The organism is Pantoea allii (assembly GCF_046529425.1).
In the GTDB taxonomy this organism is placed as follows: domain Bacteria; phylum Pseudomonadota; class Gammaproteobacteria; order Enterobacterales; family Enterobacteriaceae; genus Pantoea; species Pantoea allii.
Window position 1 is genome coordinate 523,902 of the sequence record NZ_CP125958.1, and the last position, 14,370, is coordinate 538,271.

The 14,370-nt window shown below is 52.4% G+C and carries 13 protein-coding genes; 7 read left to right on the forward strand and 6 right to left on the reverse strand.

Annotation, left to right across the window (positions count from 1 at the left end; genetic code table 11):
• Positions 1-21: 21 nt before the first annotated feature.
• Positions 22-939, reverse strand: coding sequence for an HTH-type transcriptional activator AaeR (gene aaeR, locus QNH99_RS02515; RefSeq protein ID WP_063877429.1), 918 nt, complete (start codon positions 937-939; stop codon positions 22-24).
• Between the two features lie 230 nt (positions 940-1,169).
• Here aaeR and aaeX point away from each other — a divergent pair, with 230 nt between their 5' ends.
• From aaeX to QNH99_RS02545, 6 genes are all read left to right on the forward strand, one after another.
• Complete coding sequence (gene aaeX / locus QNH99_RS02520; protein ID WP_006120970.1) at positions 1,170-1,373, forward strand: p-hydroxybenzoic acid efflux pump operon protein AaeX; 204 nt, start codon at positions 1,170-1,172, stop codon at positions 1,371-1,373.
• 7 nt (positions 1,374-1,380) lie between these two features.
• On the forward strand, positions 1,381-2,313 hold the full coding sequence (gene aaeA / locus QNH99_RS02525; RefSeq protein ID WP_063881045.1) for a p-hydroxybenzoic acid efflux pump subunit AaeA: 933 nt from the start codon (positions 1,381-1,383) through the stop codon (positions 2,311-2,313).
• A 9-nt stretch (positions 2,314-2,322) separates the two neighbouring features.
• Positions 2,323-4,275, forward strand: a complete 1,953-nt coding sequence (gene aaeB / locus QNH99_RS02530) for a p-hydroxybenzoic acid efflux pump subunit AaeB (protein ID WP_063877428.1) — start codon at positions 2,323-2,325, stop codon at positions 4,273-4,275.
• 112 nt (positions 4,276-4,387) lie between these two features.
• Positions 4,388-5,842: an NAD-dependent succinate-semialdehyde dehydrogenase gene (locus QNH99_RS02535; protein WP_410517254.1), complete on the forward strand. Its 1,455-nt coding sequence runs from the start codon at positions 4,388-4,390 to the stop codon at positions 5,840-5,842.
• A gap of 55 nt (positions 5,843-5,897) precedes the next feature.
• Positions 5,898-6,167: a barstar family protein gene (locus QNH99_RS02540; protein ID WP_063877426.1), complete on the forward strand. Its 270-nt coding sequence runs from the start codon at positions 5,898-5,900 to the stop codon at positions 6,165-6,167.
• A gap of 188 nt (positions 6,168-6,355) precedes the next feature.
• Positions 6,356-7,312 (forward strand): Rpn family recombination-promoting nuclease/putative transposase, encoded by a 957-nt coding sequence (locus tag QNH99_RS02545; protein WP_096011257.1) that lies wholly within the window; start codon positions 6,356-6,358, stop codon positions 7,310-7,312.
• A gap of 245 nt (positions 7,313-7,557) precedes the next feature.
• On the opposite strand, the gene yhcN (QNH99_RS02550) is transcribed toward QNH99_RS02545, so the two are convergent.
• The 4 genes from yhcN (QNH99_RS02550) to argR form a co-directional block, all read right to left on the reverse strand.
• Complete coding sequence (yhcN, locus tag QNH99_RS02550; RefSeq protein WP_063877424.1) at positions 7,558-7,821, reverse strand: peroxide/acid stress response protein YhcN; 264 nt, start codon at positions 7,819-7,821, stop codon at positions 7,558-7,560.
• Between the two features lie 93 nt (positions 7,822-7,914).
• Complete coding sequence (locus QNH99_RS02555) at positions 7,915-8,187, reverse strand: YdgH/BhsA/McbA-like domain containing protein (RefSeq protein ID WP_283355841.1); 273 nt, start codon at positions 8,185-8,187, stop codon at positions 7,915-7,917.
• A 75-nt stretch (positions 8,188-8,262) separates the two neighbouring features.
• Positions 8,263-8,526, reverse strand: coding sequence for a peroxide/acid stress response protein YhcN (yhcN, locus tag QNH99_RS02560; RefSeq protein ID WP_063877422.1), 264 nt, complete (start codon positions 8,524-8,526; stop codon positions 8,263-8,265).
• Positions 8,527-9,019: 493 nt separating this feature from the next.
• A complete protein-coding gene (argR, locus tag QNH99_RS02565) occupies positions 9,020-9,490 on the reverse strand; it encodes a transcriptional regulator ArgR (protein WP_013027416.1) in 471 nt (156 codons plus the stop codon).
• A gap of 552 nt (positions 9,491-10,042) precedes the next feature.
• Between argR and mdh the strand changes: the two genes are divergently transcribed.
• Positions 10,043-10,981 (forward strand): malate dehydrogenase, encoded by a 939-nt coding sequence (mdh, locus tag QNH99_RS02570; RefSeq protein WP_145394825.1) that lies wholly within the window; start codon positions 10,043-10,045, stop codon positions 10,979-10,981.
• 50 nt (positions 10,982-11,031) lie between these two features.
• Here the strand turns inward: mdh and mscM are convergent, their stop codons facing one another.
• Positions 11,032-14,367: a miniconductance mechanosensitive channel MscM gene (gene mscM, locus QNH99_RS02575; RefSeq protein ID WP_410517255.1), complete on the reverse strand. Its 3,336-nt coding sequence runs from the start codon at positions 14,365-14,367 to the stop codon at positions 11,032-11,034.
• Between the last annotated feature and the right edge of the window lie 3 nt (positions 14,368-14,370).

Sequence of the window (14,370 nt, forward strand, 5' to 3'; positions counted from 1 at the left end):
AACCCGCCAGCTGGCGGGTTTTTAGCTTTTACGGTGCTGTTTGTACTGCTCGGCAACCTGCTCAAAATAGTGGGTCAAATAGTCGATACAGACCTGTACTTTCAGCGGCAGTTTGTCTTTTTCGGTATAGAGCGCATAAACCGGCCGTGGATCGGATTGGTACTGCGGGAACAAAATATCAATCTCGCCTTTCTTGATTTCATCCGCCACCCACATCATCGGTACATAGGCGATGCCATTGCCGGCCTTAAGCCAGCGGATCAGCGTCTGAGAATCATTGGTAACGAAACGTCCCTGTGGCGACAGACGGGTGACGATGCCTTCGGGGGCAATCAGCTCAAAATTGTTATCAGGTCTGACGCTGTATTCCAGCCAGGCAAATTTCGCGATATCGCCAGGTTTTTCCGGCGTCCCGTGCTGCGTCAGATAGTGTTTAGCGGCACAGACCACCATCGGCATCGCCCCAAGTCGGCGCGAGAACAGGCTGGAATCCTTTAATGCTCCCACCCTGATCACCACGTCCAGCCCGTCCGCAATCAAATCTGGCGCGGGAATGCCGGTCACCAGGTTAACACTCAGACCGGGATAATCACGCAGCATATCGCTGGTCATACCGGCCAGCACGTTCTGCGCCATGGTGGAAGAGCTGCCAATACGTAATATACCGATCGGCGTGTTGTTAAAGGCATACAGCTGTTCATGAACCTGGTTAGCCTCTGCCAGCATGCGGCGGCAGCCCTGATAATAGATTTTACCGGCCTCAGTAAGTCCTATGCTGCGTGTACTGCGGTTAAGTAACTTAACCTGGAGCGCATCCTCGAGTTTGGCGACGATCTGGCTGATCGATGACACGCTAAGATGAAGCTGCCGTGCGGCCGCGGTGAAAGAACCCAGTTCTACCACCTTCGCGAATATCGACATACCTTTAAGTCGTTCCATTGTTTACTCTGGCTAAAAAGTGATTTAGATCACATTCAGTAGAAAACGTATAGTTAAGCGCGTTACTATAAGCCTACCGGGGTATGACCTGGCGACGCTTCATTACCTGAAAACACCCGATGATACGCTATTATTAAGCCAGCCGTAGTTCAGATGTGGCTTATGGCGCACTGGCGTTTGCGTCCTTCAGGCGGTGAATTATCCCGGCCGTATCGAACTAAGGATTTTTAATGAGTGTACTTCCGGTATTTGTCATGTTTGGGCTCTCTTTTCCGCCCATTTTCATCGAACTCATTGTTTCACTCATGCTGTTCTGGTTGGTGAAACGCGTGCTGACGCCCAGCGGTATCTACGATCTTGTCTGGCACCCGGCACTCTTCAATACAGCCCTTTACTGCTGTGTATTTTATCTGGTATCCCGTTTATTTGTTTGAGGTTTACGTGAACACGCTTATAAGAAAAATCGCGCGTTACGCCATCACCCTTTTGCTGGTCATCATCGCTGTCATTATCATATTCCGTGCCTGGGTGTTCTACACCGAATCGCCCTGGACGCGCGATGCACGATTTGCGGCCGATGTCGTCGCGATTTCACCTGATGTCACCGGGTTGATTACCGAGGTCCCCGTTCGCGACAACCAACTGGTAAAAAAAGGCGACACGCTGTTTGTGGTCGATCGCCCACGCTATCAAAAAGCCTTAGATGAGGCACAGGCCGACGTGGAATATTACCAGGCGCTGGTTAATGAAAAACGCCGAGAGGCCGGACGTCGAAACCGACTCGGCACGTCTGCGATGTCACGTGAAGCAATTGAACAATCTAACAACGATTTGCAAACCAGCGAACACCAACTGGCAAAATCTATCGCTACCCGCGATCTGGCGAAGATCGACCTGGAGCGCACCACCATCAAGGCCCCGGCAGATGGATGGGTAACTAACCTGAATGTCTACCAGGGCGAATTTATTACGCGTGGCTCAGTTGCCGTCGCGCTGGTACAGCAGCGCTCATTTTACGTGCTGGCCTATCTGGAAGAGACCAAACTGCACGGCGTACAACCCGGCTTCCGGGCTGAAATTACCCCGCTGGGCAGCAACGTGACGTTGCGCGGTACGGTTGACAGCATCGCGGCAGGCGTGACCAACAGCAGTAGCAGCGTTGACAGTAAAGGAATGGCAACGGTGCAGTCGAATCTGGAGTGGGTGCGCCTGGCGCAGCGCGTGCCGGTACGCATCCGTCTCGATCAGGAGCCGGGCAATCTTTATCCCGCCGGGACGACGGCCACCGTGGTCATCACCGGAGCACACGATCGTCAGCATACTGAGACCTCGCCCATCATGTCCTTCCTTAACCGTCTGCGTGAGTTTGGTTAAGAGGGCGATATGATTGAGTTCCTGCGTTTCCCGATAAAGCTGACCTTTGCGCTGGTTGCCGCGCTGATGATCGGCTTTCATCTTAACCTTGAAACCCCCCGCTGGGCGGTCATGACTGCGGGGATTGTGGCGGGCGGAACGGCGTTTGCGGCAGGCGGCGATCCCTATTCGGGTGCATTACGCTATCGCGGTATTCTTCGTATCATCGGGACGTTTATCGGTTGTATCGCCGCGCTGGTCATCATGATTGCGACCGTACGCGCGCCGGTCGTTATGCTGCTGCTATGTTGTATCTGGGCGGGTTTGTGCGTATGGCTGTCTTCACTGATTAAGGTAGAGAATTCCTATGCGCTCGGGCTGGCAGGCTACACCGCATTAATCATTGTCGTCACGGCAAATGCCAATAGTGGACTGACGCTGGTCCCACAATATGCCGTGGAACGCTGTAGCGAAATCATATTGGGGATTCTGTGCGCCATTCTGGCCGATATGATTTTCTCGCCACGTTCGATTAAGAAAGTGATTGATGCCGAAGTTGAGTCGCTGCTGGTGGCACATTACAGGTTGCTACAGTTGTGTGTCGCGCATGAGGACAAAGAAGAAGTCGATAAAGCCTGGGGTGCGTTGGTGCGGCGTACCACGGCGCTCAGTAGCATGCGCAGTCAGTTAATGATGGAGTCTTCGCGCTGGCAGAATACCAGCCGCCGGCTGCAAATGCTGAATACTCTCTCACTGACGCTGATTACTCAGGCCGCTGAAACGTTCTTAATCCAAAACTCACGGCCTGACTACATTCCTACCCAGTATCGCGTGCTGACCGGAAAAGAAGCCGCCACGGCAGAAGCTGTACACAAGCGTATGAAAACGCTGCGACGGTTAATCGCCGCCGGCAGTAAAACGGCACCGGAGACGCTGGAAAGCTGGGTTGAGGCCGCAACGGAATATCAGCTGCTGATTAACGGTATCAAAAGCAATGGCCGTATTACCGACCTGGAAGAGCGTATTCTTCAGCGCGAGGTGGTGATCCAGGCGCGTTCTGCGGAAACGCATCATGCGATGATTAACGGTATTCGCACCTTCGTGGCCACCGCCCTCGGTTCGTTGTTCTGGCTGTATACTGGCTGGACCTCAGGAAGCGGCTGCATGGTCATGCTGGGTGTGATTACGGCACTGGCGATGCGGATGCCCAATCCGCTGATGATGGCCAAAGACTTTGTTTACGGTATGACGGTGGCTGTGCCGCTGGGGGCGCTCTATTTTATGTATATTTTGCCCAATACCCAACAAAGCGCCACGCTGCTGTGCATTGCCATTGGCCTGTTAGGGTTTATTTCAGGCATGTTAATTCAGCGCCGACAGATCGGAACACTCGGTGCCATGGTCGGCACAATTAACGTCCTGGTGCTGGATAATCCGATGCAGTTCAACTTCACGGTATTCATCGACAGTGCACTGGGGCAGTGGATAGGCAGCTTTGTTGCGCTGATGGTCATCCTGTTAATTCGGGATAAATCCAAAGCGCGCACGGGACGTAAACTGCTTAACCGCTTCATGTATGCGGCGGTTTCGGCGATGACGACAAACCAGGCTCGCCGCCGTGAAAATCATCTTCCGGCGCTCTATCAGCAGCTCTTTTTGCTGCTTAACCTGTTCCCTGGGGATATTGATAAATATCGCATTGCGCTGACCTTAATTATTGGTCATCAACGCCTGCGCGCTGCAGATGTGCCGGTTAACGCCGATTTATCCGCCTATCACCGCCAGTTACGGCACACTGCCGATCGGGTTATCTCGGTGCGCAGTGATGAAAAGCGACGTTATTATTTTGAACGGTTACTCAAAGAGTTGGATGTCTATCAGCATAAGCTGGCGCACTATGACGCGCCGGACAGCGTGACCGAGCCGGTGAAGCGGCTGGCTGAGATGCTGACAAAATATCAAAACACGCTCGTCCAAATCTGAATTATGGCTGCCACAGGTGCTGGCGGCCATGATGCTGCCCCCTGTTACCTGACCTGTCATTTTTGCCATCTATACTTTCCTGACAGAAGACAAAACTGACAGGAGTAACCCAATGCATTCTCCACTGCAAGACAGCGAACTGTTCCAGACGGGCTATCTGGTAAACGGTCAGTGGCTGCAAACGGCGTCCACCTTTGACGTGACCAACCCTGCCACCGGTGAGCGCGTGGCTCAGGTAGCCAAAGCGGGTAAAACCGAAACGGAAGCAGCGATTAAGGCGGCACAAGAGGCCTTTCCAGCATGGCGTGCACAGACCGCGAAGGCGCGTTCAGAACTGCTTTACCGCTGGTACAGGTTGATCATTGAAAATAAACGCTGGCTGGCTGAGCTGATGACAACGGAGCAAGGTAAGCCGCTCAAGGAAGCAGAGGGCGAAGTGGAATACGCCGCGAGCTTTATTCAGTGGTTTGCCGAGCAGGCTAAACGCGCCAATGGTGAAATCATTCCGCCCGCCAAAGCGGGGTCGCGTATTCTGGCAACCCGTGAGCCGGTCGGCGTAGTCGCCGCTATCACGCCATGGAATTTCCCGATGGCGATGCTGACACGTAAGTTAGGTCCCGCGCTGGCAGCAGGATGCACAGGCATTATTAAACCTGCGAATAACACGCCGCTTTCCGCATTTGCCTTACTGGCGCTGGCAAAAAAAGCCGGTATCCCTGATGGCGTGCTTAATGGGGTGGCTGGCGACACACATGCCATTAGCGATGCCATTATGGCCAGCAAGGCCGTCCGTAAAATTTCCTTTACCGGTTCAACGGCGGTAGGGAAAACGCTCATGCGTAACGCTGCAGAGACGATGAAAAAAGTCTCGATGGAGCTGGGCGGCAACGCACCCTATATCGTGTTTGAGGATGCAGATATTGATGCGGCCGTGCAGGGCGCCATTGCTAACAAATTCCGTAATGCCGGTCAGGTTTGCGTCAGCGTTAACCGTTTTTTCATCCACAGTGCGGTCTACGAACGTTTTACCACTCAGCTTGCAGCAGAAGTGGACAAGCTCAAGGTCGGAAACGGGATGGAGGACGGCGTGATTGTCGGTCCGTTGATTGAAACCTCAGCACTGGAAAAAGTTGAAGAGCATGTCAAGGATGCGGTGGCTCAGGGCGGCAAGGTACTGGCTGGCGGTAAGCGACATGCGTTGGGAGGAAACTTCTGGCAACCCACCGTCATCAGCGATGCACATGAAGGGATGAAGCTGGCCCAGGAAGAAACGTTTGGCCCAGTGGCAGCCTGCTTCCGCTTTGATGATGAAGAAGAGGTGATCCGTCGCGCCAACCAGACTGAATATGGCCTGGCGGCCTATTTTTATACGCAAAACCTGCAGCGTGTATTCCGGGTATCTTCGGCGCTGGAGAGCGGAATGATTGGCATTAATGAATGTGCTGTCTCGACAGAGCTGGCACCCTTTGGCGGCGTGAAAGAATCGGGCCTGGGACGTGAAGGATCGGTGCTGGGGATGGATGAGTACCTGGAGGTCAAAGCGCTGCACCTCGGCGGTTTAAGCTAGATGAATATCCGGGCGGCCTCAGGTCGCCCAGAGCCGGATAACGGGAGTCGTCAGTATGAGAGTCGAGCGTTTTGATTTTAATGAGATTGTCGATCAGGCCCATTTCTTACGCCAGTTCTGCGATCGCTTCGCCCTGAAAGCGCGGTTTATCTGCGATCTCGATGGGCTCTGGGACGTCATTGTCAGCCAGGGGCTACCCATGCCGTTAAAAATTGAATTTGTGAATCTTGGCCAGGGGCAAAAACGCCGCTATGGCGCTTTAATTCTGTTGTTCGACGAGGCTGAAGAAGAGCTGGAAGGACGGCTCCAGTTTAACGTCGTATAACCTATCGCTCGATAGCATGTCACCACGTTAAGACATCCTCAGCGTTCGGTGGGTTAACCGGTCGCCGGAAGCGTGCAGCTACGGCAGAAAATCGACATTTCTCGACAGCCCTCGCAACCTCTTGTTTGGTTTCTCTTCAAATTTTTTGAGCGTGATAACCTGCGCCCGTTATGGTCTGGTCAGGTTAAATGAAAAGAAAAAAAAGCCCACTCACGCCCCACGATGCGACATTCCGGCAGTTTCTGTCTCAGCCCGCCATCGCGCGTGATTTTATGGAACTGCATCTTCCAGCAGAGTTTCTCGCTATTTGCGATCTGAGCACGCTGAAGCTGGAGTCAGGATCTTTTGTTGAAGAGGATCTACGTCAGTATTTTAGTGATGTGCTTTACAGCTTAAAAACCACGCGCCGCGATGAGGGATATATCCATGTGCTGATTGAACATCAGTCTTCTCCGGACAGGCATATGGCATTCAGGATGATGCGCTATGCAATAGCGGCCATGCAGCGCCACCTTGATGCGGGATATAAAACGATCCCACTCGTGATACCGGTTTTATTCTACAGTGGTAAACGTAGTCCTTACCCTTTCAGTACCCGATGGCTGGACGAATTCACAACGCCTGCGCTCGCCGCTAAGCTGTACGGTAGCGCCTTTCCGCTGGTGGATGTTACCGTCATACCGGATGATGATATTGTCGGTCATCGCAGCATGGCCGCGCTGACATTACTGCAGAAGCATATCCATCAACGCGATCTGGCTGAGCTGATTGATAAACTGGCCCCTGTTTTACTCACCGGATATCTTTCTTCATCACAGGTTATATCGTTGGTACACTATATCGTGCAGGCGGGTGAAGCGTCTGATGCCGACGCTTTTTTACGTAATTTGGCACAGCGAGTGCCGCAACACGGGGACGCACTAATGACCATTGCCCAGCAACTTGAGCAGAAAGGCATTGAGAAAGGCCTCGAGCAAGGTATTCAGCTCGGTGAACAGCGTGGTCTTGAGAAAGGCCGCAGTGAGGGTGAACGTGCCGCCGCACTTAAAATCGCTCACACCATGCTGAAAAGTGGACTCGATCGCAGCACCGTTATCACAATGACAGGGCTGTCCGACGAGGATCTGACACAGCTTTCTCACTAACGTTTCTCTCTGTTAGCCGCTGGCGTGCTGATCGTATCGGCGGTCATGAACGGCTTTCCGCCACCGCTTCGCGATATCTGCCTACTGACATCCCTGAACACCGCGATAACCCCCTTTTATGCTGCCAGAACGGCTTCGGGTCCCCGGCATGGATCGTGACAAATGCCGGACTTTCTCTGTTTGACGGACATAAAAAAAGCCCCGGCGAGCGGGGCTAAAGGGTTCGTCATACTTAAGACGAGGAACTATTTATACAGCTGCGCGGTGATGTGATAGCTGTCACCGGTGTTCGCTTCGATAATTTTATAAGCGCTGGCACCTTGTTCATCTGCCTTCTGAGACAGCTGTGAACGGTAGTCGACAGGGGCACCTGCAACGCCACTGATGCTTACGGTTCCCACAGGTTGCAAGTTCTGCGTTTGGTCTGCTGTCACGAGTTGCGCTGCGGAAGCGCCAAAAGTCATTACGGAGAGCAGACTAACAGTTGCGATGGTTGCTTTGATTTTCATGATTTTTCCTCATTTATATCAACAACCTGCGGAATGAATAACATAGAGCGGGTCATCGATCTTGTCAGGGGCGGCCGCCTGGCCGCGGATAGCTTATTTGTACAGTTCAGCGGTGACGTGGAAGGTATCGTCACGGTTGTTCTCAATGACGCGGTAGTGGCCTGCACCTTGTGCATCGGCTTTCTGCGACAGTACCTGGCGAATATTGGTCTGGTCGCCGTTGATACCACTCACGCTAATTGTTTGATTCAGCGGCTGCAGGTTCATATCCTGCGCCTGTTGATTCGTTACCAGGCTGGCGGCGTTAGCACCAAAAGAGAGCAGTGAAGCCAGGCTCAGCACGGCAATCGTTAATTGGGTTTTCATGATTCATTCTCCGGTAATAATGTTTAACCAGCGAACGCGTGGATAGCAGCTGGTTACCTGTCAGTACCAACGATTTTATTTGTACAGCTCAGCGGTCGCGTGATAGTTGCCATCGTTGTAGGCCTCAATAACACGGAAGGCTTTTGCACCTTGCTGATCGGCTTTATCGCTCAGTTGCTGTCTGATATCGGATGGCGCACCGGCCACACCACTGACACTGACTGTGCCGACAGATTGCAGATTCTGTGCTTGTGAAGCAGAGATATAATCTGCTGCTGAAGCGCCGAATGACAGGGCAGATAAAATGCTTAAGGCAGCGATGGTAGTTTTAATTTTCATAAAAGATGTCCTCGTCGTGGTTGTTCTTCTTTTTTATTAGTGTGATTCACATCACGAAAGTAAGTATAGGACTAATAACGGCAGAAATTAATACCTGCCTAATAATGTTTTGTTGACTCAATTTAACCTTATGGGATTTTTTTATAACCAAAAGTTATTAAAATTGGTGAAAAACCTATCTCAGGCAGGTAATTACGCATAAAAACAGTAAGATGCGTGACTTTAACTTTTAGTGCGAAAAATCATGGTCGATCTGGCTGCTTAACTATTTTGGTCTGGGTGATAGCGCCACTATTTGAATGTAAAGCAGTGTAAAATAGCGCGTAATGGTAAGTGGCATAAAAGGTATGACCAATATTTCTTGTCCTGAAAGCATTACGGCTTAATGTTAAATCATTGAAAAATAATGTATTTTGCGAGCGATGGTCTGGAGAAGGGATGAAAGAGAAAGGGCAGGGTAAACCGGCAGTGTGCTGCCGGTCAGGCGTAACGGCTACAACTCTTGTTCAAACAGCACAAGGATCGCGTCGTGAAGTTGTTTGACGGTAAAGGCGCGGGCTGGGGTAATAAAGATAGTGTCATCACCAGCAATGGTGCCAAGGATACCTTCGGACTTACCCAGAGAATCCAGCAGGCGAGCAATCAACTGTGCGGCACCAGGACTGGTATGGATCACCACCAGCGCGTCATTGTAGTCAATGTCCAGAACCAGATTCTTCAGAGGGCTCGTCGTGGTAGGCACCCCGAGTTCGGCGGGTAAACAGTACACCATTTCCATTTTGGCATTGCGGGTGCGCACCGCGCCAAACTTTGTCAGCATCCGAGAAACTTTAGACTGGTTGATGTTCTCAAAGCCGTCTTCCTGCAGCGCCTGAACAATTTCGCCCTGAGAACTGAATTTTTCTTCTTTTAATAAAGCCTTAAAGGCTTTGATCAGATCGTCTTGTTTCGATGGGTTTCGCATAAGTTACCAGTAAACGTAAGAAAAACCGCGGTTCGGGCCGCAGTAAAGTCATTATTATGCATATAAATGAATTTTTATGCAATCGGTTGTTAATTGTACGAAGCGGTATCCATCGCGGGCGGCGATAATAGCAAAGAATTTACTCAGACCAAAACCCAGCTCACAGCCTGAAAAGGCAAAGGTTGCAAAGGTGTTATATTATTGATGAGGTAAGAAAATAAAAATGTACACTGCCGTTCTCTGTCTGCCGACGTCAAGATTGTCGGTCTCAGGTTATATCGATCACACTCTGGAGGGTTACCGGGTGGAAAGGCTGCATTTGTGAATGTCACTTACCCAAGGTAATGCTGACGGGACGAACAGGTCTGCCATCTGACTGCAATCCGGCGTGCGGAAGATAGTGGTATGATTAAGTGCGTTTTTAATCCGGAGATTAAGTGCGTAAGCACGTAAAATAGTCGCGGATGCGCGTCATCGCCTGAGCAGTTGATTTAGGTCTGACACAGATGGAATTTCTGCTTTTCTCTGCCCCATCTTAATAAGGAGTTATGAATGAAAGTTGCCGTACTCGGTGCCGCTGGTGGCATAGGCCAGGCGCTAGCACTTCTACTCAAAACCCAGCTTCCCGCAGGTTCAGAACTTTCTCTCTACGATATTGCTCCCGTTACACCGGGCGTTGCGGTCGATCTTAGCCACATTCCTACCGCGGTTAAGGTCAAGGGTTTCAGTGGAGAAGATGCCACCCCCGCTTTAAAAGGTGCTGATGTCGTGCTTATCTCCGCCGGGGTTGCACGCAAACCCGGTATGGATCGCGCCGATTTGTTTAACGTCAATGCCGGCATTGTGCGTAATCTCATTGAGCAGGTTGCCACTACGGCACCTAAAGCGTTGATTGGGGTGATCACCAACCCTGTTAACACCACAGTGGCGATTGCGGCTGAGGTGCTGAAGAAACACGGTGTTTATGACAAGAATCGTCTGTTTGGCGTAACGACGCTGGACATTATTCGCGCCAACACCTTTGTGGCTGAACTCAAAGGTAAAAAACCTGGCGAAGTAGAAGTCCCGGTGATCGGTGGGCACTCTGGTGTCACTATTCTGCCGTTACTGTCTCAGGTTCCTGGCGTCACCTTCAGCGAGCAGGAAGTCGCAGATCTCACCAAACGTATCCAGAATGCCGGTACAGAAGTGGTGGAAGCGAAGGCCGGCGGGGGTTCAGCAACGTTATCTATGGGGCAGGCCGCCGCACGTTTTGGTCTGTCACTGGTCCGTGCTTTAAACGGCGAAGCGAATGTTGTGGAGTGTGCCTACGTTGAAGGCGAGGGTGAGCATGCCCGTTTCTTCTCGCAACCGCTGCTGTTGGGTAAGAACGGTATCGCGGAGCATAAAGCTGTCGGTGCGCTGAGTCCGTTTGAGCAGCAGGCGCTGGAAGGCATGTTGGAAACCCTGAAAAAAGATATCGCCCAGGGCGAAGCGTTTGTGAAGCAATAATATCACCGCCCAAACAGGAAAACGCCCGGTCATACCGGGCGTTTTTTATTTTACAGTCCGCCTGATCTGAAGGTCCGCGTTGTTGGCGCCCCCGTCCCGGCAGCGCTTTTTCTGCTTAAGGTTTCGACACGCATCTGGAACGGTGGGAACGGCATTTCAATGCCATGTTCTGCAAAGCCATGCAGGATAAGCTGATGTAATTCATGGCGAAGCGGCATGCGATGGCCCATCTCGGCCGCATGCACACGCAGTTCAAACAACTGTATGCCCTGTTGCAAATCCACCAGGAAGACTTCCGGCGGTGGTGTATCCAGGACATAGCTGCAACGTTCAGCCGCCAGTTTCAGCAAGGTAGTCACCTCCTCGCTGCTTACCTGCGCAGGCGCAGGGATGGTAAGCACCACGCGGGTGACGGAGTCTGACAGCGACCAGTTAACGAACTGTTCTGTGATAAAGGCCTTATTGGGCACAATAATCTCTTTGCGATCCCAGTCGGTAATTGTGGTGGCGCGGGTGTTAATGCGCGTAATACTGCCAGTCAGATCGCGAATAGTGACGGTATCGCCGATACGAATGGGTTTTTCAAACAGGATAATCAGACCGGAGATAAAATTTGCAAAAATCTCCTGCAGGCCAAATCCCAGGCCAACACCCAGGCCGGTCACCAGCCATTGTAGCTTCGACCATTCAATCCCAATCAATGAGAAGCCCAGCAAGCCACCAATCAGCAACAACAGATATTTAGTCAGTGTGGTGATGGCATAACCTGTGCCTGGCGACAAATCAAGATGCTGCAACAGCGCCAGCTCAAGCAGGGCGGGCATATTACGCACCAACTGCGTAGTAATCACGAACACCAGAATGGCGATCAGGACGGCACCCAACGTAATAGGTTGAATGCTTTCCACGCCCTGTACGGAGGTGTTCACATCCCATAAGCGGATATTCTCAAGGAAACCAAACGCAGAATGGATTTCTGACCACAGGACAATAAATGAGACCAGTGCAATCAGCGTCAGAATCGAACGCACCAGACGCAGTGACTGGGCGCTGATTGCATCTAAATCGATCACGGGCTCTTCAATTTCAATGACGTCAGTGTTTTGCGCCTGATCTTTTTCTTCTTCATTACGTGCGCGGTTGGCCAGCATGTCGGCCCGACGCTGACGTGCGCGATCGAAACCCAACCTGCGTCGTTGAATCAGCATCCAGCGACGGATGATATGGTAAATAACCAGCAGGAAAAACCAGATTGCCACGGAGGTTTCCAGACGCGCCAGCAGCGCCTGAGCCGTTTCAAGATAGCCAATCATTGAGGCCAGCGCCGCCAGCAACGGAATGGCGATCATGATATTCCACAGCAGGCGGTTAATCATATTTTCGCCGTTACCTTCTTTATCAAGGTAAAGCGGAATACCCGCTCGCTTCAGGCTCACCGTGACAATACTCAGGGCACCGCAGATTAAAATAAAACACAGCCGGCCAAGCGTTGCTGAAAACAGGCGATCGTCAAGGTTGTCAAAGGTTATCAGCAGCATGATCAAGGGCACGATCAGGCCAATACTTAATGAGTAGTAGCGCATCGCGCGTGCCACACGCACCTGCGGCCAGCGGAAGTGCACGATAAACAGGCCGTTAGAACGGGCAAACTGGGCGCTGACCATGAATATCCACAGCAGAGGCAGGGTAGCTGTGATGCCATCGCCAATGGCCACAGCGACAGGATAGGGCCAGGCATTTTGCAGGCCGTATCCCAGGGTTGCCCAAAGCACGGGAAGCGGAAGCGCCACCAGAATCGACCAGAACACGGTTCGGATGGTCAGGCGGAAGCGATCCTGAGTGACCTTGCCGACCTTGCTGGCTGAGCGCTCAAGAAAAGCATTGAAGTGACGACGTGTGCTAAGGCTAAAACCGACCAGCAGCACTGCACCCAGAATGGGTAAGACGGTGCTGCGACTGGTAAACATCATCGCCAGGGCTTTGCCAAGCTGCCCCAGCGTATCCAGGGTCAGCAAATGGGACAGGCCTTTCGCCACGTCCAGAGGATAGCTTAATGAAATAGGGCTAACATCAGCCGTCCAGAATAGATAGCGATGCGTGGCATCTTTAACTTCGGTTAACGCATCCTGAAGCTGAGTATTGGCAACCTTGAGTTTGGTGATTTCCAGAATCAGCGTATCGCAGCCAGAAATCAGGGAATTCAGCAGTTCTCGTTGCGTTTTTAGCTGTGCATCCAGAATACGCTTTTGGTCACTGGTAAAAGGTTGCCCGTCTGCCTGATGCGCTTTACGCAGTGCGTTCTGACGTTCAAGCAGATCTTCATAATGCAGGCGCTGGACGCGCAGCTGTGCCATTTCATTGTCGATCTGCTGCGACTTCGGCATGTCAGGTAAACGCGCAACCTGCGCGCGAAGCGCATCACCGAGTAAGTTAGAGGCGCCCAGCCATTGAGACTGCTCCCGTAACGTCGACAGCGCCTGACGTACCTGGATAATTTGATTCGTCGCGAGGCGCTGTTGCGACGCGACCAGATCCATGCGCTGCGCCTGCTGGTTCAGCGCACCAGATAAATCGCGGTTAACACGAAACTGCTCGCTAATCGCGGGCGGTAAATCGCCGCTGTTTTCCGCCAGCTGTTCCGTCCGTGCCAGCGCGGTTTCCGCCTCGCGCTGACGTTGCTCGTTCAACTGATTACGCAAAGCCTGCAGATAATTATCGAGCTGGGTCACTTTGCGCTGATGCACTTCGGCGCGCATGCGAGCCAGCTCCTGACGATTATTTGCTGACAGCTGCGCCAGCTCATACTCATCCACTTTGGCTTTGTTCGCGGCATTTTCTGCCTGGCGTGCCATTAGCTGGGCCTGACCGGCCGGTGTGGCAGCGCTGCCCGCGCTTTGTAAGCGCCGCTCACTCTCGGTTAACGCACGGCGCGCTTCTGTTTGCTGCTGCGGCAGCTGTGACAAGGAGTCACTGATCTCCCTGGCGCGGTCCTGCTCCTGCTGCGCCTGGCGTCCTTCTTCGATCAACTGACTGCTGATTTGCAGGATCTCTTGTTCCAGCTCCGCGCTGCTCATGGTGCTGCGCACGCTCTTAGCGTTGTCGTTAAGCGTGGCGATCTGCTGCCTCAGCTCACGGGCAAGGCGCGGGAAGTCATCTATAACCTGCTGGTACTGTTGCGCGCGTTCGATAGCATCATCGCGTTCAGAAAGCGAGGCCAGGGCGGCCTCCAGCGACTGGATTTGCTCGGTTTGCGAGGCGGAATTTTTCGCTGCTTTGACCTCTTCCAACTGCTGTTTGAGTTGGCTGGCATCAGGCAGAGTGGCGGCTAGCGTGGCAGTGCTGAGCCAGAGGCTCAGCAGCAGACAAAAGATCGAACGCACGAACATAGG